This window comes from Leifsonia sp. TF02-11 (genome assembly GCF_017565305.1).
Lineage (GTDB): Bacteria > Actinomycetota > Actinomycetes > Actinomycetales > Microbacteriaceae > Leifsonia.
In genome coordinates, this window is record NZ_JAGEKP010000020.1 from 31,937 (window position 1) to 52,400 (window position 20,464).

Below are 20,464 nucleotides of genomic sequence, written 5' to 3' on the forward strand. Positions count from 1 at the left end.
CGCGCGGCCACCGGTATACCTCGCAGGGGTATCGTCGGACAGCGGTATCCTGGTGCGGTGATCGCAGACATCAAGAAGCGGGCCCTCCACCGCACGCGCATCCTCGAGGGGCAGCTCCGCGGCCTCGAGAAGATGATCGAGAACGAGGACTACTGCGTCGACATCATCACGCAGTCCCTCGCCATCCAGAAGTCGCTCGGCTCGCTCAACAAGCTCCTGGTCGAGAACCACCTCAAGACCCACGTCTCCACGATGTTCGAGGAGGGCGGGGACCAGCGCGACGATGCGATCCTCGAGCTCCTCAAGGTGTACGAGCTCTCGAACAACCGGGGCTGATGTGTCGGACCCCATCGAGATCGTTCGAGGAGACATCACCGAACAGTCCGTCGACGCCGTCGTCAACGCGGCCAACAACTCGCTGCTCGGCGGCGGCGGAGTGGACGGCGCCATCCACCGCCGCGGCGGACCCGCGATCCTCGCCGCGTGCCGCGAGCTGCGAGCCACGACTCTGCCCGACGGGCTCCCGACCGGCCAGGCCGTCGCGACGACGGCTGGCGACCTCCCTGCCCGGTGGGTCATCCACACCGTCGGGCCGGTCTGGGCGCAGGACGACGATCGCACGCCCGACCTGCAGAACGCCTACCGTTCGTCACTGAGGGTCGCCCGCGAGCTCGGCGCCGTCACGGTCGCCTTCCCCGCGGTCTCGGCCGGCGTCTACGGCTGGCCGATGGAGGATGCGGCGCGCGTCGCGATCAGCACGGTGCGCGCCGTGCTGTCCTCCGGGGTCGGCTCCGTCGAGCTGGTGCGCTTCGTGCTGTTCAGCGACGACGCGCTCTCCGCATTCCGCACGGCGGCCGGCGAGTGACGGACGCACGTACAGCCGACTCGGAGGAGTCCGCGCTCGAACGGTTCCGCACCCTGCTGCGCATCCCCACCATGTCGCGCAACGCGGTCGAGGAGACCGACTGGGCCGCCTTCGACGCGTTCGTGGCCGCGCTCCCCGAGCTCTACCCTCGCGTGCACGCCGCCCTCGACCTCGAGCGGCACGGCGACCACGGGCACGCATTCCTCTACCGTTGGCGCGGGCGCGCAGACGACGCGCCGATCGTGCTCCTGGCGCACTACGACGTCGTTCCTGCCACGTCGGACGGCTGGGAGCACCCGCCGTTCGCCGCCGAGCTGACCGGGCACGGCGCCGACCGCGTGCTGTGGTCGCGCGGCACCCTGGACGACAAGGGAGCCGTCGTCGCCATTCTCGAGGCGGTCGAGGGCCTCCTCGCCGAGGGCTTCACCCCCGGGCAGGACGTGTACCTGTCCTTCGGCAACGACGAGGAGACCGTCGGCTCCGGCGCCCGCGCGATCGTCGAATCCCTGCGCGAACGCGGAGTCCGCCCTGCCCTGGTCATCGACGAAGGCGGCGCGGTCGTGCAGGGGCTCTTCCCCGGTGTGCGTCGCCCGGTCGCCGTCGTCGGAGTGGCCGAGAAGGGCACGACGACGGTGACCATGACCGTCGACCAGCCGGGAGGGCACGCATCGACACCGCCGCGCATGACGGCGACCGTGCGGCTGGCGCGCGCGATCACCCGGCTGAACGCCCGCCCGTTCCCGTCCCGGCTGTCCGAGACCAATCTGCAGATGGTGGAGACCCTCGGCGCCCACGCGACCGGCCTCTACCGTGCAGCCTTCACGCGGGCACGACGCCTCCAGCCGCTGCTGCGTGCGGCATTCGTGCGGATCGGGGACGAGACCAGGGCGGTCGTGCGGACGACGACCGCGGTGACGCAACTGCGCGGCAGCCTGGCCGCGAATGCGCTTCCTGAGACGGCGGAGGCCGTCGTCAACGTCCGCATCGCTGTCGGTTCGAGCGTCGACGAGACCCTCGCCCACCTCCGCAAGGCCGTACACGACCCGCGCGTGCGCATCGAGGCGACCGACGCGAATGAGCCGTCGCCGGTCTCGCCGACCTCGGGTCCGTACTGGGAGCGGATCGCCCGTACCGTCGCGTCGGTGCATCCGGAGGCTGTGTTGACCCCGTACATCATGCTCGGGGCCAGCGACTCACGGCACTTCACGGCCATCTGCGACGCGGTGTACCGATTCACCCCGTTCGACATCAGCGTCGACGAATACCACACCCTGCACGCCAGGAACGAGCGCATCCGCGTCGCCACGTGGCTTCGCGGAATCCGGTTCTACGACGAGCTCATCCGCGCGGTCTGACGGCGGTCAGGCCGCCCCGCCGAGATCCGGCAGCTGGATGGCCCGGCTGTTCGGCGGCAGCTGCCTGGCGCGCTCGAGCCCGGGGACGAGCTCGTTCAGCCACGCCCGGTAGCCCTCCGCGTTGAGGTGCAGGCGGTCGTCGGTGTATGCCGGGTTCAGCTCGCCGTCCTCCAGCGCCATCGCCGGCCACAGGTCGAGCCAGGCGGCGTGCACGGTGGGCGCGAACTGCCAGAGGTGGCGGTTGATGTCGCGGATCTGATCGGCGAACTCGTGCCCGCGCGGAAGCACGGACTGCACGAGGATGCGCGCTTCGGGGAGCTCCTTGCGCAGCGTCACCAGGATCGTCTCGATGTTGCGCACGACGTGCTCCGCCGACCGGCGCCAGGCGAGATCGTTGGTCCCGATAAGCAGTGCGATCGTGGCCGGCTGCGTATCGATCACGGCGCCCAACCGGGCGACGACGTCGTCGGTGGTGTCGCCGGCGACGCCGAAGTTGCGCACGTCCTCGCCGGGAAGCCAGGCCGCCCAATCGCCGCCCTGCGTCAGGCTGTCGCCCACCAGGGCGAGCGCTCCGTGTTCCGATCCCCACCCGTCGCTCATCCTCCCATCCTCCCCCACAAGAGGGGGTGCGGGAAGGGAGCCACAGCTGACTCTAAAGCAGCGACTTGGTGTGCCAGACGGTCTTCGTCTCGGTGAAGAAGGCGATGCGGTCGAGCGAAGGAGCCGCGGCGTCCGGCCCGTTCTCCGGGGCCAGCACGCGCTTGAGCGTGTCCGCAGCGGCGATCTGCAGGTCCACCCATTCGAGAGACCCCGCGCCGACGAGATCGAGCGCGTTCACGTCGGCGTGGGAGGCCAGCCACGGCGCGATCTCCGCCGGCGAGCCGGTGAGGATGTTGACGACGCCGCCGGGGACGTCGCTCGTCGCGAGCACCTCGCTCAGGCTGATCGCCGAGAGCGGGAACCGCTCGCTCGCGACCACGACGACCGTGTTGCCCGCGACCAGCGCCGGCGCGATCGCGCTGACGAAGCCGAGCAAGCTGGAGTCCTGCGGCGCCACGATCGCGACGACGCCCGTCGGCTCCGGCACCGAGATGTTGAAGTAGGGCCCGGCGACCGGGTTGGCGTTGCCGGCGACCTGCGCGAACTTGTCTGCCCAGCCCGCGTACCAGACCCAGCGGTCGATCGCCTCGTCCACCTGGGCGCCGGCGACGGCGGTCGAGACGCCCTCCGAGGAAACGATCTCGTCGACGAACTGGGCCCGGCGGCCCTCCATCAACTCGGCGATCCGGTAGAGCACCTGGCCGCGGTTGTACGCCGTCGCGCCGGCCCAGCCGGACAGCGCGCCGCGCGCGGCGACGACCGCGTCACGGGCGTCCTTGCGGGAGGCCTTGGCGGCGTTCGCCAGGAACGCGCCCTTCGCGGAGGCGACCTCGTACGTGCGGCCCGACTCGGAGCGCGGGAACTTCCCGCCGATGTAGAGCTTGTAGGTCTTCGGCACGGCCAGGCGGCTCATTTCGTCGCTCCCTTGCGGGTCGTGGTGCGGGTGGAGGTGCGGGAGGCCGTCACAGCCGGACGCGCGGCCGGCAGCGAGCGACCGGGGACCAGGTAGGCGCCGAGGCCGTGACGGCCGCCCTCACGGCCGTAGCCCGACTCCTTGTAGCCGCCGAACGGGCTGGCCGGGTCGAAGCGGTTGAAGGTGTTGGCCCAGACCACGCCGGCGCGCAGCTTGTCGGCGACGGCGAGGATGCGGCTGCCCTTGTCGGTCCAGATACCGGCCGAGAGGCCGTACGGCGTGTTGTTCGCCTTGGCGATCGCCTCGGCGGGGGTGCGGAAGGTGAGCACCGAGAGCACAGGGCCGAAGATCTCCTCGCGCGCGATGCGATGGCTGGTCGACACATTGTCGAAGATCGTCGGGGCGAACCAGAAGCCGTTCTCGGGGATCGCGCACTCGGCGGTCCAGCGCTCGGCGCCCTCCGCCTCGCCGATGTCGGACAGCTCACGGATGCGCTGCAGCTGCTCCGCACTGTTGATCGCGCCGATGTCGGTGTTCTTGTCGAGGGGGTCGCCCAGGCGCAGCGTCGAGAGCCGGCGCTTCAGGCGCTCGACGACCTCGTCGTGGATGCTCTCCTGCACGAGCAGACGGCTGCCCGCGCAGCAGACGTGGCCCTGGTTGAAGAAGATGCCGTTGACGATGCCCTCGATCGCCTGGTCGATCGGAGCATCGTCGAACACGATGTTCGCGGCCTTGCCGCCGAGCTCCAGCGTGAGCTTCTTCTCGGTGCCGGCCACCGAGCGGGCGATCTCGCGGCCCACGGCGGTCGAGCCGGTGAAAGCGACCTTGTTGACGTCCGGGTGCGCGACCAGGTCGCGCCCGGTCTCCCCCGCACCCGTGACGATGTTGACCACACCGGCAGGGAGGTCGGCCTGCTGCACGATCTCCGCGAACAGCAGCGCGGTCAGCGGAGTCGTCTCCGCCGGCTTGAGGACGACGGTGTTGCCCGCCGCGAGTGCGGGGGCGATCTTCCACGCCAGCATCAGCAGCGGGAAGTTCCACGGGATGACCTGGGCGGCGACGCCGAGCGCGCGCGGCGCGGGCCCGAGGCCGGCGTGCTCCAGCTTGTCGGCCCAGCCGGCGTAGTAGAAGAACCAGGCCGCGACGAGCGGAACGTCGACGTCGCGGCTCTCCTTGATCGGCTTGCCGTTGTCCAGGCTCTCGGCGACGGCGAGCTCGCGGGCGCGCTCCTGGATGAGGCGGGCGATGCGGAACAGGTACTTGCCACGGTCGCTGCCGCTCATGCGCGACCAGACCCGGTCGTAGGCGCGGCGGGCGGAGGCGACGGCCAGGTCGACGTCGGCGGTGTCCGCGGTCGCGATCGTCGCGATGCGCTCCTCCGTCGCCGGAGAGATCGTCTGGAACGGCGTGCCGTGGCCGTCGACGAACTCGCCGTCGATGAAGAGCCCGTACTGGTCGCGCAGGTTCAGGATCGCGCGCGACTCGGGGGCCGGGGCGTACTCGAGGAAGCTCATGATGTTGTCGTCCGTCTCAGTCGATCGTCACGTAGTCGGCGCCGGAGTAGTGGCCTGTGCGCAGCTTCTGGCGCTGCAACAGAACGTCGTTCAGGAGGCTGGAGGCACCGAACCGGAAGAGGTGCGGCTGCAGCCAGCGCTCGCCGACCGTCTCCGCGACGGTGACGAGGTATTTGATGGCGTCCTTCGACGAGCGGATGCCGCCGGCGGGCTTCACACCGATCTCCTCGCCGGTGAGCCGGTGCCAGTCGCGCACGACCTCCAGCATCAGCAGGGTGACCGGGAGCGTCGCGGCGGGCGAGACCTTGCCGGTGGACGTCTTGATGAAGTCCGCGCCGGCGAGGATGCTCAGCCAGGAGGCCCTGCGGACGTTGTCGTAGGTGTTCAGCTCCCCGGTCTCGAGGATCACCTTGAGGTGGGCGTAGCTGCCGTCGTCGCGCCGGCAGGCCTCCTTGACGGCGACGATCTCGTCGAAGACGAGGCCGTAGCGTCCGGAGAGGAACGCGCCGCGGTCGATGACCATGTCGATCTCGTCGGCGCCGGCGGCGACCGCGTCGGCGGTGTCGGCGAGCTTGACCGGCAGGGAGGCGCGGCCGCTCGGGAACGCGGTCGCCACGGCCGCGACGTTGACTCCCCCGGCCTGGCCGGTCTCGCGGGCGACCCGACCGGCGTGCGAAGCGCCGAGCGCTTGCACCGCGTACGGCACCATGTCGCCGTAGACGCAGACGGCAGCGGGCCGCGGCGCCGTCAGGTCGCTCGGGTCGGGCGTGAGCGCCTTCGCGACGAGCGAGCGCACCTTGCCGGGGGTGTCGGCGCCTTCGAGCGTGGTGAGGTCGATGAGCTCGATCACCTTGTCGAGGGCCCACGCCTTGCTGGAGGTCTTGATGGAGCGGGTGCCGAGGCCGGCGGCGCGCTGCTCCAGCCCGACGGCGTCGACGCCGGGGATCCCGCCCAGGTAACGCCGGAGCGACCCTTCGGTGAGGTCGCCGCCCAGCACCTCCACGGCACGGGCCGCCGGCGCGAGCGTGCGCACGGGCGGTGTGGTCTCGATGGTCATATGAGTTCGTTCCTTTCACTCGGCACGGTGCGGCCGAGGAGGTCGTTCGCCGTCGACTCGTCGGTGATGATCGTCGTGCACAGCCCGCTGGCGACGACGGCGTGAGCGACGCCGTGCTTGGCCTGCCCCGCGATGACCGCGATGGACGTCCGGGCATTGCGGAGCTCGTCGAGGCTGAGCCCCAGGGTGCGGCTGTCGAGCTCGGGGTCGGCCACCTGGCCGTCGCCGTCGATGAAGCGGCCGACGACGTCGCCCACGGCGCCCCTCTCGGCCAGTGCCCGGACGTCGTCCGGCGAGAGATAGCCGGAGTCGACGTGCACGGAGCTGGTGTCGACGACTCCCGCGCTGAAGAGGTAGGCGCTGGCGCTGCGTGCCAGCTCGAGGACCGACTGCACCGAGCGGTCGGCCTCGATGGCCCGGCGGGTGGCCGCGTGCTCGAAGATCGCGGGGCTCGGGAGGAGGGTCGCCGTGCCCTGCGCCTTGCGGGCGATCACCACCGCGGTGTCGGCCGCGGCGGTCGCCTGCCGGGTGCTCGACACGCTGCCGTTGATCTGCACGGGGTTCACGCCGACGGCCCAGCCCGGGCGCAGCCGTGCGGCGACCGCGTGCAGCGTCCGCCCCCAGCTCACCCCGAGGGTCCGCGGCACCGGACGAAGCGTGGTCAGGTAGTCGGCTGCGGCCTGCGCGACCCGCGCCTGCACGTCGGAGTCGGCCTCCGCGGCGGGCACGACGACGGCGTCGTCGAGTCCGTAGAAGCCGCACAGCTCGCGTTCGAGCGAGAACCGACGCGCACTGGGGTGCACGATCTCGATGCGCACGAAACCGTGCTCGCGCGCCGCCACCAGAAGTCGGCCGACCTTCCAGCGCGAGACGTTGAGGGCGACTCCGATCTCGTCTTGGGTCTTGCCGGCCTCGTAATAGAGTTCTGCGGCTTTGACGGCGAGGATCTCGTCGGTATCGTTCAGGGCCACCCGACCAGCTTAGGGCGGCCTGCAACGCTTGCGCACTGCCCGCTCAAATGAGCAAATGCGGTCTCTCAGCGGTCTTCGAGCGCCACAGGGCGGGCCACGACGGCCCCGGCGGCCGCCGCCGCGAGCGCCGTCGCGGTCAGCACCAGCAGCGGCACGGTCCAGCCACCCGTCAGCTCGTGCAGCACGCCGACCGCGAGCGGGCCGAGAGCGCCGAGCGTGTAGCCGAGCCCCTGCGTGAAGCCGCTGAGCGCCACGGATCCGGCGTGCGTGCGCGTGCGCACGTTGATCAGCACCAGGCTCAGCGGGAAGAGCAGCGGTCCGAGGCCGGCGAGGGCGACCCAGAGCCAGGTCGCCGTGCCAGGCACCACGATGAGGCCCGCGTAGCCGACGAGGAAGAAGGCGACGCCCGCATAGACGAGAAGCGCCACGTTGCGCATCCGAGCGGCGAGCAACGGCACCAGCAGCCCGGCGGGGATGCCCATGCCCGCGTAGAGCGAGAGGAGCGCGCCCGACTCCGCCGGCGGGGTCCCCGCGACGTCGTGGACGATCTGCGGCAGCCAGGCGAACATCGCGTACGCGTTGAGGCTCGAGACGGCGAACACCACCGCCATCGCCCAGGCCAGGCCCGAGCGCCAGACGCGGGCCACCAGCGAGCGGTCGGCCTCCTCGACCTCGACGTCGTGCGCGGGATGCGCCGGCCGGTGCGTGATGACGATGCGCAGCCAGGGGAGGATCGCGAGCACGCTCATCAGAGCCCACATCCCCACGGAGACATGCCAGCCCGCGGCATCCGCCACCGGCACCGCGACCAGGGGCGGCAGCAGCGTGCTCACCGACATCACGGTCGCGTACAGCGCCGTGACCAGGCCGATGCGGTCGGGGAAGTACCGCTTCACCAGCGGGGGCAGGAGGACGTTGCCGACGCCCATCCCCGCGAACGTGACGGCCGAGCCGATCGCGAGAACCGCGAACGAGCCGGCCGTCGCCCGGAGGACGTGCCCGGTCAGCATGACGCCGAGCGCGATCAGCAGCACCGTCTCCAGCGACAGCCGGCGCGTGAAGATCGGCGCGAGGAGGCCGAAGAGCGCGAAGCAGACCGGCGGCAGCATCCCGAGCAGTCCGACCCCGACGGCCGACACCGGGAACTCCGCCCGGATCTCCGAGAAGATCGGCGAGAGCGCCGCGACCGCCGTGCGCAGGTTGGCCGCGACCAGCAGGATGCCGAGCAGGGCGACCGCACGCCCGTGCCAGAGCGGGCGGGTCGCCTGCCCTGTCGTCACGCGGGCTCTGCGGTCAGGATCCGGCGGGCCTCGTCGACGTCGGCGGCGATCTGGGCGATCAGCGGCTCGACGCCGGAATAGGCGACCATGCCGCGGATGCGCTCGGCGAACGCGACATCGACCGTGTGGTCGTAGAGGTCGAGCTCGCGGTCGAGCACGTACGCCTCCACCTGCTTCTGCGGCACGCCCTCGAAGGTGGGGTTGTTCCCCACCGAGATCGCCGCGGGATAGCGGGTGCCGTCGTCGTCGGTCAGCCAGCCCGCATACACGCCGTCGGCGGGGATGAGTCCCTCGTTCTCCGGCGACAGGTTCGCCGTCGGGAAGCCCAGCTCACGGCCGCGTGCGGCACCGTGCACCACCACGCCGCGCACGGTCGGGACGGTGCCGAGCAGCTCGGCCGCGTGCCGTACGTCCCCCTCGGCGAGCAGGTCGCGGATCCAGGTGGACGAGACCCGGCGGCCGTGTTCGGGACGCACGTCGTCGATCAGCTCGACCGTGAAGCCGTAGCGCTCGCCCAGCGCCGTCAGCATCGCGACGTCGCCCGCTCCCCTGGCGCCGAACCGGAAGTCGCTCCCCACCAGGACAGCCGCCGCGTGCAGGCGATCCACCAGGATGCGGTGCACGAACTCCTCGGGAGAGAGGTCGGCCAGAGCGCGGTCGAACGCCACCATCAGCGTCGCATCGATACCTGTCTCCGCCAGGAGCTCGAGCTTCTGCCGGTTGCTCACCAGCGACGAGGGGCACTTCTCCGGGGCGAGCAGCTCCAGCGGATTGCGGTCGAAAGTGATGACCGTCGCGGTCAGTCCGCGCTCGGCCGCGACGCTGCGCAGCCGGTCGATCACCGCGCGGTGCCCGGTGTGGACGCCGTCGAACTTCCCGATCGTGACGGCGCTCGGCCCGAACCCGTCCGGCACCTCCGCGACGGCGTGGAAGACCTTCACGAACGCGCTCCATCGCCGGTCTCCGTCTGGGTGGTCGTGGCCTCCCCGCCCGGGTTGTGCCGCGAGAGCCAGAACAACCCGAGGATCGGCAGGACCAGCGGGATGAACAGGTAGCCCATGCCGAAGACCGACCAGACCGTGGCGTCCCGGCCGAACGGGTCGATGTCGTGGAGGCCGAGGGCCGCGGGCGCGAACAGGCTCAGGGCGCCGATGACCAGCACCCCGGCCAGCTCGAAGCTGATGGTGACCCACGCCACGCGGTACCAGATGCGGCCGGGTGCGACGAGAGCGATGGTGGCGACGATGTACACCGCAGCGGAGAGCGCGGACAGCGTGAACGCCACGGGCGCCTCGTGGAAGCGGTCGATGATCTGGAAGACGCTGCGGCCGGTGGCCGCGAGCGCCAGCACGCCGTAGACGAACACGAGGACGCGGCCGACGCCGGAGATGCGGCGACGCGGACGGTGGCCGTCGGCGTGTTCGCGCGCGGACAGGGTGTGGTGTGACATCGGTATCGATTCTATTCGCGCGCTACCGATGCTGCTGGCGCGGTCAGACGCCCTGGACGAACCAGATCTGCCCCATCCGGTACACCATGACGGCGATGGCCAGGCAGACTCCGCCGAGGATGACGGTGCTCCACCTGTTGCGTTCGATCAGCGCCCAGAAGCCGCCCGCCAGCGGGAGGAGGAGCGCCGAGATCAGGTAGATGTAGAACTCCGCGAGGCTCCCGCTCGGCGAGTTCCCGAGCACCGGTGCGACGATGGCCATCACCAGCTGCACGATCAGGAGCAGCTCGACCAGGGCCACCGCGCCCATCGTCAGGTCGCCGGGAACGCGCCCGGCGAGACCGAGCACCAGGCAGAGCACGCCGGCGATCACGGCGACGCCGACCTGCAGCGCCACGAACCACTCGATCATGACGACGCGATCTCGTCGGTGGGGAAGTTCACGAGCGTCCTGGCTTCCTTTCCACGGAACTCGACGAGTCCCACCAGCGCCCCGCCCGGTGCGATCGCCGCGACGGGTGCACTGGAGGCGCCTTCCCGGTCCGCGACGTGGATGCGGCGACCGTGTGTGAGATCGATCGCCTGCTGCTCTGTCAGCTCCAGCCTCTCGAACAGCTCGGCGGCCGCCCGGGCGGCGGGGATCAGGGCGGCACCGGGATCGAGCGTATCGAGTTCCTCCGCGTCCCGCACATCGAACGGCCCGACGCGCGTCCGGCGCAACGCCGTCAGGTGACCGCCGACGCCGAGCCCGGCGCCGAGGTCGCGCGCGAGCGAGCGGATGTAGGTGCCGGACGAGCAGACGACGCGAACGTCCAGCTCGATCGCCACCGGGGCGTCGTCGCCGGGGAGGCTCCTGGCCTCGAGCAGCTCGAAGCGCTCGATCGTCACCGCGCGCGGCCGGAGGACGACCTCCTCGCCCGCTCGCACGCGGGCATAGGCGCGCTTGCCGTCGACCTTGATCGCGCTGACCGAGCTCGGGACCTGCTCGATCTCGCCGGTGAGCGCGGCGATGCCGTTCGCGATGGCGTCGTCGGTGATCGTGGCGATCGCGCTCGGGTCGGCCTCTGCGGTCACTTCGCCCTCGGCGTCGTCGGTCGTCGTGGTCGCGCCCAGCCGGATGGTCGCCAGGTACTCCTTGTCGGTGCCCACGATGTAGGTGAGCAGCCGCGTCGACGAGTTGAGGCCCAGGATGAGGAGGCCGGTGGCCATCGGGTCGAGCGTTCCGGCGTGGCCGACCTTGCGGGTGCCGGCCAGCCTGCGCACGCGCGCGACGACGTCGTGGCTCGTCCAGCCTCCCGGCTTGTCGACCAGGATGAGACCGCTGCCGGTCATGCGTTCTCGCCGGCGACGTCGAGGACCAGCTGCAGCTTGGTGCGGAACGTGGACTCGATGATTTCGGTGGCGCAGGCGTCCTTGCCGTACTCCGCGGGGAGCTTGAGACCGAGGAGCGTGTTCAGCAGCATGCCCTCTGCGAGGAAGGTGCGCGCCTCGTCGGGCGAGAACCCGACCTGGTCGCGGACCATCTTGTAGATGGCGAGGAAGCCCTCCCTGGCACGCCCGCCGATGACGGCGTCGTTGCCCATGCCGAACGCCTGCATGAGCGAGAGCAGGATGCCGCGGTCCTCGATGAGGTTCACGTACGCGAGCCCGAGCCGGCGGCCGATCTCGTGGTGCTCGCCGACCGCGCCGTCCTCGCCCGCGGGCGAGCCGTCGGCCTTCCAGCCGTCGATCGTGTCCTGGAAGCTCGTCATCAGCTTGTCGAGCGCCCGCTGCAGCACCTCGACGAAGAGGTTCTCTTTGCTGCCGAACATCCGGACGACGTACGGCTGGCTGATGCCGGCCGCCTTGGCGATCTGGTCGGTGGTTGCGCCGAAGTAGCCGCGCTCCCCGAAGACGAGGCTCGCCGCACCGAGGATCTGCTCGCGCCGCTCGGCGGAGGGGATCCGTTCACTGATCGCGGAACTCATGGTTGACAGGTTATCAGCCGATTACTAAAGTTCGTTGTAATCATTCGATTACTAACGAATTCACCCGATTCTTCAGGAAGCGATGCGTCCCATGACCACTACCCGTCCCGGTACCGCAGGCACTCCCGTCCGAGCCTCGCGGCGCATCCCCGTCTGGCTCGCGATCGTCGCGGCCTCCCTCCCGATGTTCATGGCGACCCTCGACAACCTGGTCGTCACCAGCGCCCTCCCCGTGATCGCGCGCGACCTCAGCGCGTCGATCGAAGAGCTGCAGTGGGTGGTCAACGCGTACACGCTGAGCTTCGCGACCCTGATGCTGATGGCCGTCGGGCTCGGCGACCGGCTCGGCCGGCGCTCGGTGTTCCTCGGCGGCATCATCGTGTTCACGCTGGCGAGCGCCGCGAGCGCCCTGGCGACGGAGCCGTGGATGCTGATCGCCGCGCGCGCCGTGCAGGGCGCAGGCGCCGCCGCCCTCCTCCCGCTGTCGCTCACCCTGCTGGCAGGCAGCGTCAGCCAGCGGCTGCGACCGGCCGCGATCGGCATCTGGGGAGGCATCTCCGGCCTCGGCGTCGCCCTCGGCCCGCTGATCGGCGGCGCGGTCGTGCAGGGCTGGAACTGGCAGGCCATCTTCTGGCTCAACGTGCCGCTCGGCGTGATCGCGGTGCCGCTCGTGCTGATCGCCCTCCCGAACAGCTTCGGCGCCCGGGTGCGCGCCGACATCGTCGGCCTGCTGCTGGCGGCACCCGGCGTGCTCGGGCTGGTCTACGGCATCGTCCGCGGCAACGACGCGGGTTGGGACAGCGCGGAGGTGCTGTTCTCGCTGATCGCCGGAGGCGTCCTCCTGATCGCGTTCGTGTTCTGGGAGTCGCGCACCTCCGCACCGCTGCTGCCGCTGCGGCTGTTCCGCGACCGCAGCTTCACGGTGGCCAACCTCGTCGGCATGACGTTCTCCTTCGGCATCTTCGGCGCGATCTTCATCCTCATCCAGTTCCTCCAGGTGGTGCAGGGTCACACGCCGCTCGAGGCCGGCGTCATGACGATGCCGTGGACGCTCGCGCCGATGGTGGTGGCGCCGCTGACCGGGCTGGTCTCCGGGCGCACCGGCACCCGCCTCCCGATCGTCGTCGGACTCGTGTTCCTGGCCGGGGCGATGGCCTGGATCGCCGGCACTCTCGCCGCCGATCTGCCGTACTCGCAGATGTGGCCGCCGTTCCTGCTCGCGGGCGTCGGGATGGGTCTGGTCTTCGCACCGAGCTCGACAGCGGTGTTGGCGAACATGCGCGCCGCCGACCACGCCAAGGCCTCCGGCACCAACTCCACGCTCCGCGAGATCGGGGTCGCCCTCGGTGTCGCCGTGCTCACCGCCGTCTTCACGGGCGCCGGAGGCACGCTGACGCCGACCGGCTACGTCGACGCCGCCATCCCCGCGGTCTGGGTCGGAGCGGGCGCGCTGGCGATCGCCGCGGTGATCGCGCTCGCCCTGCCGAGCCGTCGCCGCGCGGCGGAACTCGCCGCGGCCGTCGCCCACGAAGACGCGGCCGACGTCCTTCCGCCCGCCGCTGCGGCCGAAGCCGTCGCGGAGCCGGCGCCCGTCCTCGCCGACTGATCGCCGCCATTCGCAGCCTAGGCTGGAGGGCGTGCGAATCGGCGTGATCGGAGCGGGAGCCATCGGTGGGACGATCGCGGCGCAGCTCGATCGCGTCGGCCATCTCGTGGAGGTCACGGCGCGCGGCGACCACCTCGCCGCGATCCGCGCCGACGGTTTGAGGCTCGACGGCGGCTGGGGCACGCACACGGCACGCGTCGCCGCGGCCGAGCGGCTGCAGACGCGTCCGGAGCTCGCGTTCGTCTGCACCAAGGCGCAGGACGCCGAGTCGGCCATCCGCGAGAACGCGGACCTCCTCGACGGGATCACCGTCGTCATCGTGCAGAACGGCCTCGCCGGCCTGCGGCTGGCGACAGAGCTGCTCCCCGGCTCGAACTGCGTCGGGGCGCTCGCGCTCTACGCCGCCAGCTACCTGTCCCCCGGCACGGTCAGCGTGACCACCGTCAACAACACCTATCTCGGCGCCGGCGACGGCGAGCCTCCGCAGGCGGCCGTCGACGCAGCGCACATCCTCGACGCCGCCATGCCGAGCTTCGCGGTCGACAACTTCACGGGCTGCCAGTGGACGAAGCTCATGGTCAACCAGGTGAACGCGATGCCCGCAATCACCGGGCTGAGCGCGCAGGAGACGCTCGGCAGCAGGACGCTGCGGCCGATCATCACGGCGAGCCTCCAGGAGGCCGTGCGCGTCGGCATCGCCCGCGGCGTCCGCTTCGGCAGCATCCAGGGCCTCGACGACCGCATCCTGCGATTCGTCGCCTCCTCGCCCCGCTGGGTCGCGCAGCTCGTCCCCCTGGTGATGCGCAGGCGGATGGGCGCGACACCGAACCCGGGATCGACGCTGCAGAGCATCCGCCGCGGGCAACCGAGCGAGATCGACTACCTGAACGGCGCGGTCGTCGCAGAGGCCAGGGCGAACGGCGGCGACGCCCCCGTGAACGCCGCCCTCACCGGACTCGTGCACGAGGTGGAGGCCACCGGGGCGTTCATCGCGCCTGCCGAGGTCGCCCGCCGCGTGCAGACGGTGCTCTGACCAGCGGCGGACGGTCTCCTCGACGCGTCATGCCGACGCGGGTCGCGGCACCCGCACGGGCGCGGCCGGGTCGGAGTCGTCGATGAGGATGGTCGCGACGTCGCGCGGCCGGGCGTCCTCCTCGTAGATCGCGCGTTCGGGCGCGTTGATCAGCAGCACCGACGCGTTCCACTCCCGCCGCAGCTCCGGCCGCAGCAGGAACTCGCCGTCGATCACGAGCACCGCGTCCGGACCGGCGGTCTCCCACCTGCTCTCCACGGGGACATCCCGCGCCTCGTCGAAGGCGGCGGTCTGGAAGCCGGTGCTGCCGGCCATCCGGAACGGGTCGATCAGCACCCGCCGCAGGGTCCCGTAGTCGAAGGAGTCGCGATAGAAGCCCGTCGGGGTCTCCGGGCCGAGCAGCGTGCGATCCGCGCGCGAGCGATGGAAGTCGCGGACCGACGCCCGATGGGTGTCGGAGCCGGCCTCCCGGAACACGGCGGCGAGGTCGTCGGCGAACTCCGCCGTGCCCCCGCCTCCGTCGACCGCGACGATCACGCGCCCCCTCGGCGCCAGCGCACGCACGTCGCCGACGATCTCGCGCAGCGCGAGGACCCGCGGAGTCGGAGGCAGCATCATGCGACGAGCATAAGCCGTGGGCGACGGCCGCGAACCGGTAGCCTCGAAGCATGCCGGAGACATTCGCCACCGCGGTGGTGGACTGGTACCACGCCAACCGGCGCGACCTCCCGTGGCGCCGCGACGGCTTCACCCCGTGGGGAACGCTCGTCAGCGAGTTCATGCTGCAGCAGACACCGGTGTCCCGCGTGATCCCGCGGCTCGAAGAGTGGCTGACCCGCTGGCCGACCCCCGCCGATCTGGCGGCCGTGCCCCCAGGGGAGGCGGTGCGCGCCTGGCAGTCGCTCGGCTACCCGCGCCGCGCGCTATGGCTGCACGCGGCGGCCGTGGCGATCACCGAACGGCACGGCGGCGTCGTGCCCGACGACGTGGAGGCCTTGCTGGCGCTCCCGGGGATCGGCGACTACACCGCCCGCGCGGTGGCCGTCTTCGCCTACGGCGCACGCCATCCCGTCGTCGACACCAACATCCGCCGCGTCATCGCCCGGGCCGTCGACGGCCAGGGCGAACCGTCGCCGCCGAGCGCCCGGCGCGACCTCGCGGCGATGTCGGCGCTGCTCCCCCGCGAGCTCCCGGCGGCCGCGGCCTTCAACGCCGGGATGATGGAGCTGGGCGCGATCGTCTGCACGGCGCGGTCGCCGCGCTGCGACGACTGCCCGCTCGCGCAGCGGTGCGCATGGCGAGCGGCCGGCTATCCGGCGTACGAGGGCCCGCGCAAAGCCGTGCAGAAGAAGTACGAGGGCAGCGACCGTCAGGTGCGGGGTCGCATCCTCGCCGAGCTGCGCGCGTCGCACATCCCGGTCACCCCGGAGGAGCTCGAAGACGTCTGGCCTGATGCGGCGCAGCGCGACCGGGCGCTGCGCGGCCTGCTCGACGACGGTCTGGCGGTCACGGAGGGCGGCGGCTACACGCTGCCGTGAGCCCTCCGGCCTGTGGGAACTCAGGACTCCGCGAACACCAGCGGATCCCAGTCGAGGATGCGCGAGCGGTACACCAGCCCCTCCGTCCAGAACGGGTCACCGGCGCGGAACCGCTCCGCGGCCTCCCGCGACCGGAAGATCGCCATCGACCCCTGCGACGCCGGGTCGCCGAACGTGCCGATCATCAGCAGCTCGCCGTCCTTCGCGAACTCGTCCAGGTAGGCCTTGTGGCGCGGGTAGGTGTCGACCAACCGCTGGAAGTGCTCCGGCCCGGCATCGGGGTCGGCATCGTAGAACGAGACGGCGTACATGCGATCAGGCTACGGCGAAGGCCCGGTGGATCACCACCGGGCCCCCTCCGTTCGTGGATGGCTCACTCCTCGTCGTCGACATCCTTCGGCTTCACGTAGGGATCCTCGTCCCCCGCGTAGCTCGCGCCCGCCGCCAGCCCGGCCACCTCGGTGTCGTGCTCGTGCGCCTGACGCAGAAGGTCCTCGATGTGCGCCGCGTTCTCCGGGATGGCGTCGAGCTGGAACTCCAGCGTCGGCGTCAGCCGGGCGGTGATGTTCTTGCCGACCTCGCTGCGCAGCATGCCGGTTGCCGCCTGCAGTGCTGCAGCCGTGTCGGCCCGCTCCTGGTCGGTTCCGTACACGGTGTAGAACACCGTCGCGTGTTGGAGGTCGCCCGTCACCTGGACGTCGGTGATCGTCACGAAACCCAGGCGCGGGTCGCGCAGTCCTCGATCGAGCCGCTTCGCGATGATGACCTTGATTCTGTCGGCGAGCTTCCTCGCCCGTGCCGGATCGGCCATGTGGTCCTCCTTCGGTGATTCCGGTGTCGGAAGCCGAAGGCCCGGCGGTCTCCCGCCGGGCCTTCGTGTCTCCGATCAGACGCGGGGCTTCTCCCGCAGCTCGGTGGTCTCGATCTCATCGCCGACCTGGATGTCGTTGTACTTGCCGAGGCCGATACCGGCCTCGAAGTCCGTACGCACCTCGGTGACGTCGTCCTTGAAGCGACGCAGCGACTCGATGGAGAGGTTGTCCCCCACCACCACGCCGTCGCGGATGACGCGCGCCTTGGCGTTGCGCGTGATCGTTCCGGAGCGGACGATGACACCGGCGATGTTGCCGAACTTGGAGGAGCGGAACACCTCGCGGATCTCGGCGACACCCGACTGGACCTCTTCGAACTCGGGCTTGAGCATGCCCTTGAGCGAGTTCTCGATGTCTTCGATCGCGTTGTAGATGACCGAGTAGAAGCGGACATCCACACCCTCGCGGGCCGCACGCTCGCGCGCCTTCACGTCCGGGCGGACGTTGAAGCCGATCACGATCGCGTTGTCGATGGTCGCCAGGTCGATGTCCGACTCGGTGATCGCGCCGACACCGCGGTGCAGGATGCGCAGGCTGACCGAGTCGTCGACCTCGATCTTCATGAGCGACTCCTCCAGCGCCTCCACGGCACCGGACACGTCGCCCTTGATGATGAGGTTGAGCGCCTCGACCTTGCCCTCTTCCAGAGCGCGGGTGAAGTCCTCGAGCGAGATGCGCTTGCGGGCCTTCGCCAGCTGGGCGTTGCGCTCGGCGGCCTCACGCTTCTCGGCGATCTGGCGGGCGGTGCGGTCCTCCTCGGTGACGATGAAGGTGTCACCGGCGCGCGGAACGCTGGAGAGACCCTGCACCTGCACCGGGCGGGACGGAGCGGCCTCGAGCACCGGGTCGCCGTTCTCGTCGGCCATCGCACGGACGCGGCCGTAGGCCGTGCCCGCGACGATCGCGTCACCGACGCGCAGCGTTCCGGACTGGATGAGCACCGTCGCGACGGCGCCGCGGCCCTTGTCGAGCTTCGCCTCGATGGCGACACCGCGCGCGTCCTTGTTCGGGTTGGCGCGCAGGTCGAGACCGGCGTCTGCGGTGAGCAGCACCGCGTCGAGCAGGTCGTCGATGCCGATGTTGTTGCGCGCGGAGACGTCGACGAACATGACGTCGCCGCCGTACTCCTCCGCCACCAGACCGAACTCGGTGAGCTGCTGGCGCACCTTGGCCGGGTTGGCCTCGGGCTTGTCGATCTTGTTGACCGCGACCACGATCGGGACGCCTGCCGCCTGAGCGTGGTTCAGCGCCTCGATCGTCTGCGGCATGATGCCGTCGTCGGCCGCGACCACGAGGATCGCGATGTCGGTGACCTGCGCACCGCGGGCACGCATGGCGGTGAACGCCTCGTGACCGGGGGTGTCGATGAAGGTGATGGCACGCTCGATGCCGTCGTGTTCCGTCCACACCTGGTACGCACCGATGTGCTGGGTGATGCCGCCGGCCTCGCCCGCGACGACGTTCGCGTTGCGGATGGCGTCGAGGAGGCGCGTCTTACCGTGGTCGACGTGACCCATGACGGTGACGACCGGGGGCCGGATCTCGAGGTCCTCGTCGGACTCGCCCTCCAGCTCGGCGTCGAGGTCGATGTCGAAGCCTTCGAGCAGCTCGCGGTCCTCGTCCTCCGGGGAGACGACCTGGATCTTGTAGCCCAGCTCCTCGCCGAGGATCTGGAAGGTCGCCTCGTCGAGCGACTCGGTCGCGGTCGCCATCTCGCCCAGGTGGAAGAGCACGGTGACCAGCGAGGCCGGGTTCGCGTCGATCTTGTCGGCGAAGTCGGAGATGGAGGAACCACGGCGCAGTCGGATGACCGTGCCGCCGTCACCGCGGGGAACGCTCACGCCGCCCAGCGACGGGGCCTCCCGCATCTCGAATTCCTGACGCTTCGCGCGCTTCGACTTGCGGGCCTTGGACTTGCCGCCGCCACGGCCGAACGCCCCGGCGGTACCGCCGCCGGGGCCACGACCGCGGCCACCGCCGCCGGCCGGACGCGGGGCGCCGAAGCCGCCACCCGTGCCGCCGCCCGGACGCTGGAAGCCGCCGCCCGCGGCGCCACCGGCGCCGCCGGGACGCTGCTGGAAGCCGGGGCGGCCTCCGCCGCCACCCTGGCGCTGGCCGGGCCGGTTGCCGCCGCCCTGGCCGGGCGCGCCGATGCGGGGCGAGCCGGGACGCGGCGGAGCCGGACGCGGGATGTTGCCGGGGCTCGGGCGCTGGCCCATGCCCTGCGAGCTGGAGTAGGGGTTGTTGCCGGGGCGGGGGGCGCTGGGCCGCTGGCCCATGCCCTGGCTCGACGAGAACGGGTTGTTGCCGGGGCGCGGGGCGCCCGGGCGCGGGATGCTGCCGGCGCCGGGAGCCGCACCACCGGGGCGCGGGGCCGACGGCGCGGCCTTCTCGGCCGGAGCCGCGGCCGCGGGCGCGGCGGGCGCCGACTTCTCGGCTGCAGCCTTCTCCGCCGCAGCCTTCTCGGCGGCAGCCTTCTCCGCTGCGGCCTGACGTTCGGCGACCGACATCGGCGCCTGCGGCTTGGGCGCGCCGGACTCGCTCGACGCCGGAGGGCGCGGAGCAGCGGGACGCGGAGCCTCCGCTTTGGGGGCGGCGGCGGCCTTGTCGGCGGTGAAGCCTTCAGCCTCCAGGGCGGCACGCAGCTTGCGCGCTACCGGCGGCTCGATGCTCGAGGACGGTCCCTTGACGAACTCGCCCATCTCTTTGAGTTTCGCGAGCGCGACTTTGCTGTCGACGCCGAGCTCGCTCGCGACCTCGTGTACGCGTGGTTTTGCAGCCACAATTCTCCTGTCTGGGGCCCACCCCGGACAGGGCAGGCGTTAGTAGCGGACGGAACTCATTTCGAGCCGCTCATTTGGTGTCACTCATGTGAAGTCACAGCTTCTTCTGCCTGTTCTCGTAAGTAGGCCCTGAGGGATTCAGCCCACGGGGCCGTCGGGTCGAGGCTCTCCTCCGCTCTCAGCGCCCGCCCGAAGGCCCTGCGCTTGAGTGCGAGATCGAGACACTCGTCGACCGGATGCAGCCACGCGCCCCGCCCGGGAAGAGTGGCGGACGGGTCCGCCACGATTTCCGAATTCCGGAGAACGACCCTCAGAAGTGAGGGCCGGGGAGCGCGAGAACGGCGTCCGACGCACGTTCTGACGGCTTCCATCTTACCCCTCACGCATCCCTGCGCCGAATCAGGACGGAGCGCCGCACACGATCAAACGCTCCGTCCGAGACGAACATTCCTGAAGAATTACTTGTCGTCCAGAATCGAATCGGGCTGGATGTCGTGTTCGTGTGCCTTCGGCAACCGTGTCGCCACGGCTTCGCCGCGTCGGCACGGCGCGAAGATCGACATCCAGCCCTCCCGTTTACTTGTCGTCGAGGATCGAATCGGGCTGGATGTCGATCTTCGCGCCCGTCAGCTTCGCCGCGAGTCGCGCGTTCTGCCCCTC

23 protein-coding genes are annotated in these 20,464 nt (G+C 70.8%); 7 read left to right on the top strand and 16 right to left on the bottom strand.

All coding sequences use genetic code 11. The features are described 5' to 3' along the window. The first annotated feature begins 57 nt into the window (after positions 1 to 57). From JNB50_RS19960 to JNB50_RS19970, 3 genes are read left to right on the top strand one after another with little or no spacing between them, the layout of a single operon-like run. Positions 58 to 336 carry a metal-sensitive transcriptional regulator gene (locus JNB50_RS19960; RefSeq protein ID WP_185277937.1) on the top strand — a complete coding sequence of 93 codons (279 nt, stop codon included), beginning with the start codon at positions 58 to 60 and terminating at the stop codon, positions 334 to 336. A gap of 1 nt (position 337) precedes the next feature. Then, complete coding sequence (locus JNB50_RS19965) at positions 338 to 865, top strand: O-acetyl-ADP-ribose deacetylase (RefSeq protein ID WP_307794812.1); 528 nt, start codon at positions 338 to 340, stop codon at positions 863 to 865. Continuing rightward, positions 862 to 2,220: a M20/M25/M40 family metallo-hydrolase gene (locus JNB50_RS19970; RefSeq protein WP_307794813.1), complete on the top strand. Its 1,359-nt coding sequence runs from the start codon at positions 862 to 864 to the stop codon at positions 2,218 to 2,220. Before JNB50_RS19965 ends, JNB50_RS19970 begins: the two co-directional genes overlap by 4 nt. A gap of 6 nt (positions 2,221 to 2,226) precedes the next feature. Here JNB50_RS19970 and JNB50_RS19975 read toward each other — a convergent pair whose 3' ends face one another. The 11 genes from JNB50_RS19975 to JNB50_RS20025 form a co-directional block, all read right to left on the bottom strand. Next, positions 2,227 to 2,820: an SGNH/GDSL hydrolase family protein gene (locus JNB50_RS19975; protein WP_208041901.1), complete on the bottom strand. Its 594-nt coding sequence runs from the start codon at positions 2,818 to 2,820 to the stop codon at positions 2,227 to 2,229. A gap of 52 nt (positions 2,821 to 2,872) precedes the next feature. After that, positions 2,873 to 3,733 (bottom strand): aldehyde dehydrogenase, encoded by an 861-nt coding sequence (locus tag JNB50_RS19980; protein WP_208041902.1) that lies wholly within the window; start codon positions 3,731 to 3,733, stop codon positions 2,873 to 2,875. Next, positions 3,730 to 5,247, bottom strand: coding sequence for an aldehyde dehydrogenase family protein (locus tag JNB50_RS19985; protein WP_208041903.1), 1,518 nt, complete (start codon positions 5,245 to 5,247; stop codon positions 3,730 to 3,732). Before JNB50_RS19985 ends, JNB50_RS19980 begins: the two co-directional genes overlap by 4 nt. Before the next feature lie 16 nt (positions 5,248 to 5,263). Continuing rightward, positions 5,264 to 6,304 carry a deoxyribose-phosphate aldolase gene (gene deoC / locus JNB50_RS19990; RefSeq protein ID WP_208041904.1) on the bottom strand — a complete coding sequence of 347 codons (1,041 nt, stop codon included), beginning with the start codon at positions 6,302 to 6,304 and terminating at the stop codon, positions 5,264 to 5,266. After that, on the bottom strand, positions 6,301 to 7,275 hold the full coding sequence (locus JNB50_RS19995) for a sugar-binding transcriptional regulator (protein WP_208041905.1): 975 nt from the start codon (positions 7,273 to 7,275) through the stop codon (positions 6,301 to 6,303). Before JNB50_RS19995 ends, deoC begins: the two co-directional genes overlap by 4 nt. A 65-nt stretch (positions 7,276 to 7,340) precedes the next feature. Next, positions 7,341 to 8,555, bottom strand: a complete 1,215-nt coding sequence (locus JNB50_RS20000) for a CynX/NimT family MFS transporter (RefSeq protein WP_208041906.1) — start codon at positions 8,553 to 8,555, stop codon at positions 7,341 to 7,343. Next, on the bottom strand, positions 8,552 to 9,496 hold the full coding sequence (locus JNB50_RS20005; protein WP_208041907.1) for a bifunctional riboflavin kinase/FAD synthetase: 945 nt from the start codon (positions 9,494 to 9,496) through the stop codon (positions 8,552 to 8,554). Before JNB50_RS20005 ends, JNB50_RS20000 begins: the two co-directional genes overlap by 4 nt. Continuing rightward, complete coding sequence (locus JNB50_RS20010; protein WP_208041908.1) at positions 9,493 to 10,005, bottom strand: hypothetical protein; 513 nt, start codon at positions 10,003 to 10,005, stop codon at positions 9,493 to 9,495. The genes JNB50_RS20005 and JNB50_RS20010 overlap by 4 nt, the downstream gene beginning before the upstream one ends. A gap of 43 nt (positions 10,006 to 10,048) precedes the next feature. Beyond that, positions 10,049 to 10,417 carry a hypothetical protein gene (locus JNB50_RS20015; RefSeq protein ID WP_208041909.1) on the bottom strand — a complete coding sequence of 123 codons (369 nt, stop codon included), beginning with the start codon at positions 10,415 to 10,417 and terminating at the stop codon, positions 10,049 to 10,051. Further along, positions 10,414 to 11,337, bottom strand: coding sequence for a tRNA pseudouridine(55) synthase TruB (gene truB / locus JNB50_RS20020; protein ID WP_208041910.1), 924 nt, complete (start codon positions 11,335 to 11,337; stop codon positions 10,414 to 10,416). The genes JNB50_RS20015 and truB overlap by 4 nt, the downstream gene beginning before the upstream one ends. Continuing rightward, positions 11,334 to 11,972 (bottom strand): TetR/AcrR family transcriptional regulator, encoded by a 639-nt coding sequence (locus JNB50_RS20025; protein ID WP_208041911.1) that lies wholly within the window; start codon positions 11,970 to 11,972, stop codon positions 11,334 to 11,336. Before JNB50_RS20025 ends, truB begins: the two co-directional genes overlap by 4 nt. 91 nt (positions 11,973 to 12,063) lie before the next feature. Here JNB50_RS20025 and JNB50_RS20030 point away from each other — a divergent pair, with 91 nt between their 5' ends. Together JNB50_RS20030 and JNB50_RS20035 are read left to right on the top strand one after the other, a co-directional pair. After that, positions 12,064 to 13,578 (top strand): DHA2 family efflux MFS transporter permease subunit, encoded by a 1,515-nt coding sequence (locus JNB50_RS20030; protein ID WP_208041912.1) that lies wholly within the window; start codon positions 12,064 to 12,066, stop codon positions 13,576 to 13,578. A gap of 31 nt (positions 13,579 to 13,609) precedes the next feature. Then, on the top strand, positions 13,610 to 14,611 hold the full coding sequence (locus JNB50_RS20035; RefSeq protein ID WP_208041913.1) for a ketopantoate reductase family protein: 1,002 nt from the start codon (positions 13,610 to 13,612) through the stop codon (positions 14,609 to 14,611). A 27-nt stretch (positions 14,612 to 14,638) separates the two neighbouring features. Here the strand turns inward: JNB50_RS20035 and JNB50_RS20040 are convergent, their stop codons facing one another. Continuing rightward, positions 14,639 to 15,229, bottom strand: a complete 591-nt coding sequence (locus JNB50_RS20040; protein ID WP_208041914.1) for a hypothetical protein — start codon at positions 15,227 to 15,229, stop codon at positions 14,639 to 14,641. 50 nt (positions 15,230 to 15,279) lie between these two features. Between JNB50_RS20040 and JNB50_RS20045 the strand changes: the two genes are divergently transcribed. Continuing rightward, on the top strand, positions 15,280 to 16,149 hold the full coding sequence (locus JNB50_RS20045; RefSeq protein ID WP_208041915.1) for an A/G-specific adenine glycosylase: 870 nt from the start codon (positions 15,280 to 15,282) through the stop codon (positions 16,147 to 16,149). 20 nt (positions 16,150 to 16,169) lie between these two features. Here the strand turns inward: JNB50_RS20045 and JNB50_RS20050 are convergent, their stop codons facing one another. The 4 genes from JNB50_RS20050 to JNB50_RS20065 all read right to left on the bottom strand — a co-directional run bounded on the left by JNB50_RS20050 (position 16,170) and on the right by JNB50_RS20065 (position 20,175). Beyond that, on the bottom strand, positions 16,170 to 16,460 hold the full coding sequence (locus JNB50_RS20050) for a YciI family protein (protein WP_208041916.1): 291 nt from the start codon (positions 16,458 to 16,460) through the stop codon (positions 16,170 to 16,172). 62 nt (positions 16,461 to 16,522) lie between these two features. After that, a complete protein-coding gene (gene rbfA, locus JNB50_RS20055) occupies positions 16,523 to 16,960 on the bottom strand; it encodes a 30S ribosome-binding factor RbfA (RefSeq protein ID WP_208041917.1) in 438 nt (145 codons plus the stop codon). A gap of 75 nt (positions 16,961 to 17,035) precedes the next feature. Beyond that, a complete protein-coding gene (infB, locus tag JNB50_RS20060) occupies positions 17,036 to 19,804 on the bottom strand; it encodes a translation initiation factor IF-2 (protein WP_208041918.1) in 2,769 nt (922 codons plus the stop codon). 80 nt (positions 19,805 to 19,884) lie between these two features. Next, positions 19,885 to 20,175, bottom strand: a complete 291-nt coding sequence (locus JNB50_RS20065) for a YlxR family protein (protein ID WP_208041919.1) — start codon at positions 20,173 to 20,175, stop codon at positions 19,885 to 19,887. A gap of 91 nt (positions 20,176 to 20,266) precedes the next feature. On the opposite strand from JNB50_RS20065, the gene JNB50_RS20070 reads away from it, so the two are divergent. Further along, positions 20,267 to 20,464 (top strand): hypothetical protein (locus tag JNB50_RS20070; RefSeq protein WP_208041920.1); only part of this gene is annotated, 198 nt, incomplete at its 3' end.

What these genes read in the sequence shown, in the direction of transcription:
- JNB50_RS19975 (WP_208041901.1), bottom strand. Translation starts at nt 2,820, where the DNA reads ATGAGCGACGGGTGGGGATCGGAACACGGAGCGCTCGCCCTGGTGGGC.
- JNB50_RS19980 (WP_208041902.1), bottom strand. Translation starts at nt 3,733, where the DNA reads ATGAGCCGCCTGGCCGTGCCGAAGACCTACAAGCTCTACATCGGCGGG.
- JNB50_RS19985 (WP_208041903.1), bottom strand. Translation starts at nt 5,247, where the DNA reads ATGAGCTTCCTCGAGTACGCCCCGGCCCCCGAGTCGCGCGCGATCCTG.
- deoC (WP_208041904.1), bottom strand. Translation starts at nt 6,304, where the DNA reads ATGACCATCGAGACCACACCGCCCGTGCGCACGCTCGCGCCGGCGGCC.
- JNB50_RS20010 (WP_208041908.1), bottom strand. Translation starts at nt 10,005, where the DNA reads ATGTCACACCACACCCTGTCCGCGCGCGAACACGCCGACGGCCACCGT.
- JNB50_RS20015 (WP_208041909.1), bottom strand. Translation starts at nt 10,417, where the DNA reads ATGATCGAGTGGTTCGTGGCGCTGCAGGTCGGCGTCGCCGTGATCGCC.
- truB (WP_208041910.1), bottom strand. Translation starts at nt 11,337, where the DNA reads ATGACCGGCAGCGGTCTCATCCTGGTCGACAAGCCGGGAGGCTGGACG.
- JNB50_RS20025 (WP_208041911.1), bottom strand. Translation starts at nt 11,972, where the DNA reads ATGAGTTCCGCGATCAGTGAACGGATCCCCTCCGCCGAGCGGCGCGAG.
- JNB50_RS20030 (WP_208041912.1), top strand. Translation starts at nt 12,064, where the DNA reads ATGACCACTACCCGTCCCGGTACCGCAGGCACTCCCGTCCGAGCCTCG.
- JNB50_RS20040 (WP_208041914.1), bottom strand. Translation starts at nt 15,229, where the DNA reads ATGATGCTGCCTCCGACTCCGCGGGTCCTCGCGCTGCGCGAGATCGTC.
- JNB50_RS20045 (WP_208041915.1), top strand. Translation starts at nt 15,280, where the DNA reads ATGCCGGAGACATTCGCCACCGCGGTGGTGGACTGGTACCACGCCAAC.
- JNB50_RS20050 (WP_208041916.1), bottom strand. Translation starts at nt 16,460, where the DNA reads ATGTACGCCGTCTCGTTCTACGATGCCGACCCCGATGCCGGGCCGGAG.
- rbfA (WP_208041917.1), bottom strand. Translation starts at nt 16,960, where the DNA reads ATGGCCGATCCGGCACGGGCGAGGAAGCTCGCCGACAGAATCAAGGTC.
- JNB50_RS20065 (WP_208041919.1), bottom strand. Translation starts at nt 20,175, where the DNA reads ATGGAAGCCGTCAGAACGTGCGTCGGACGCCGTTCTCGCGCTCCCCGG.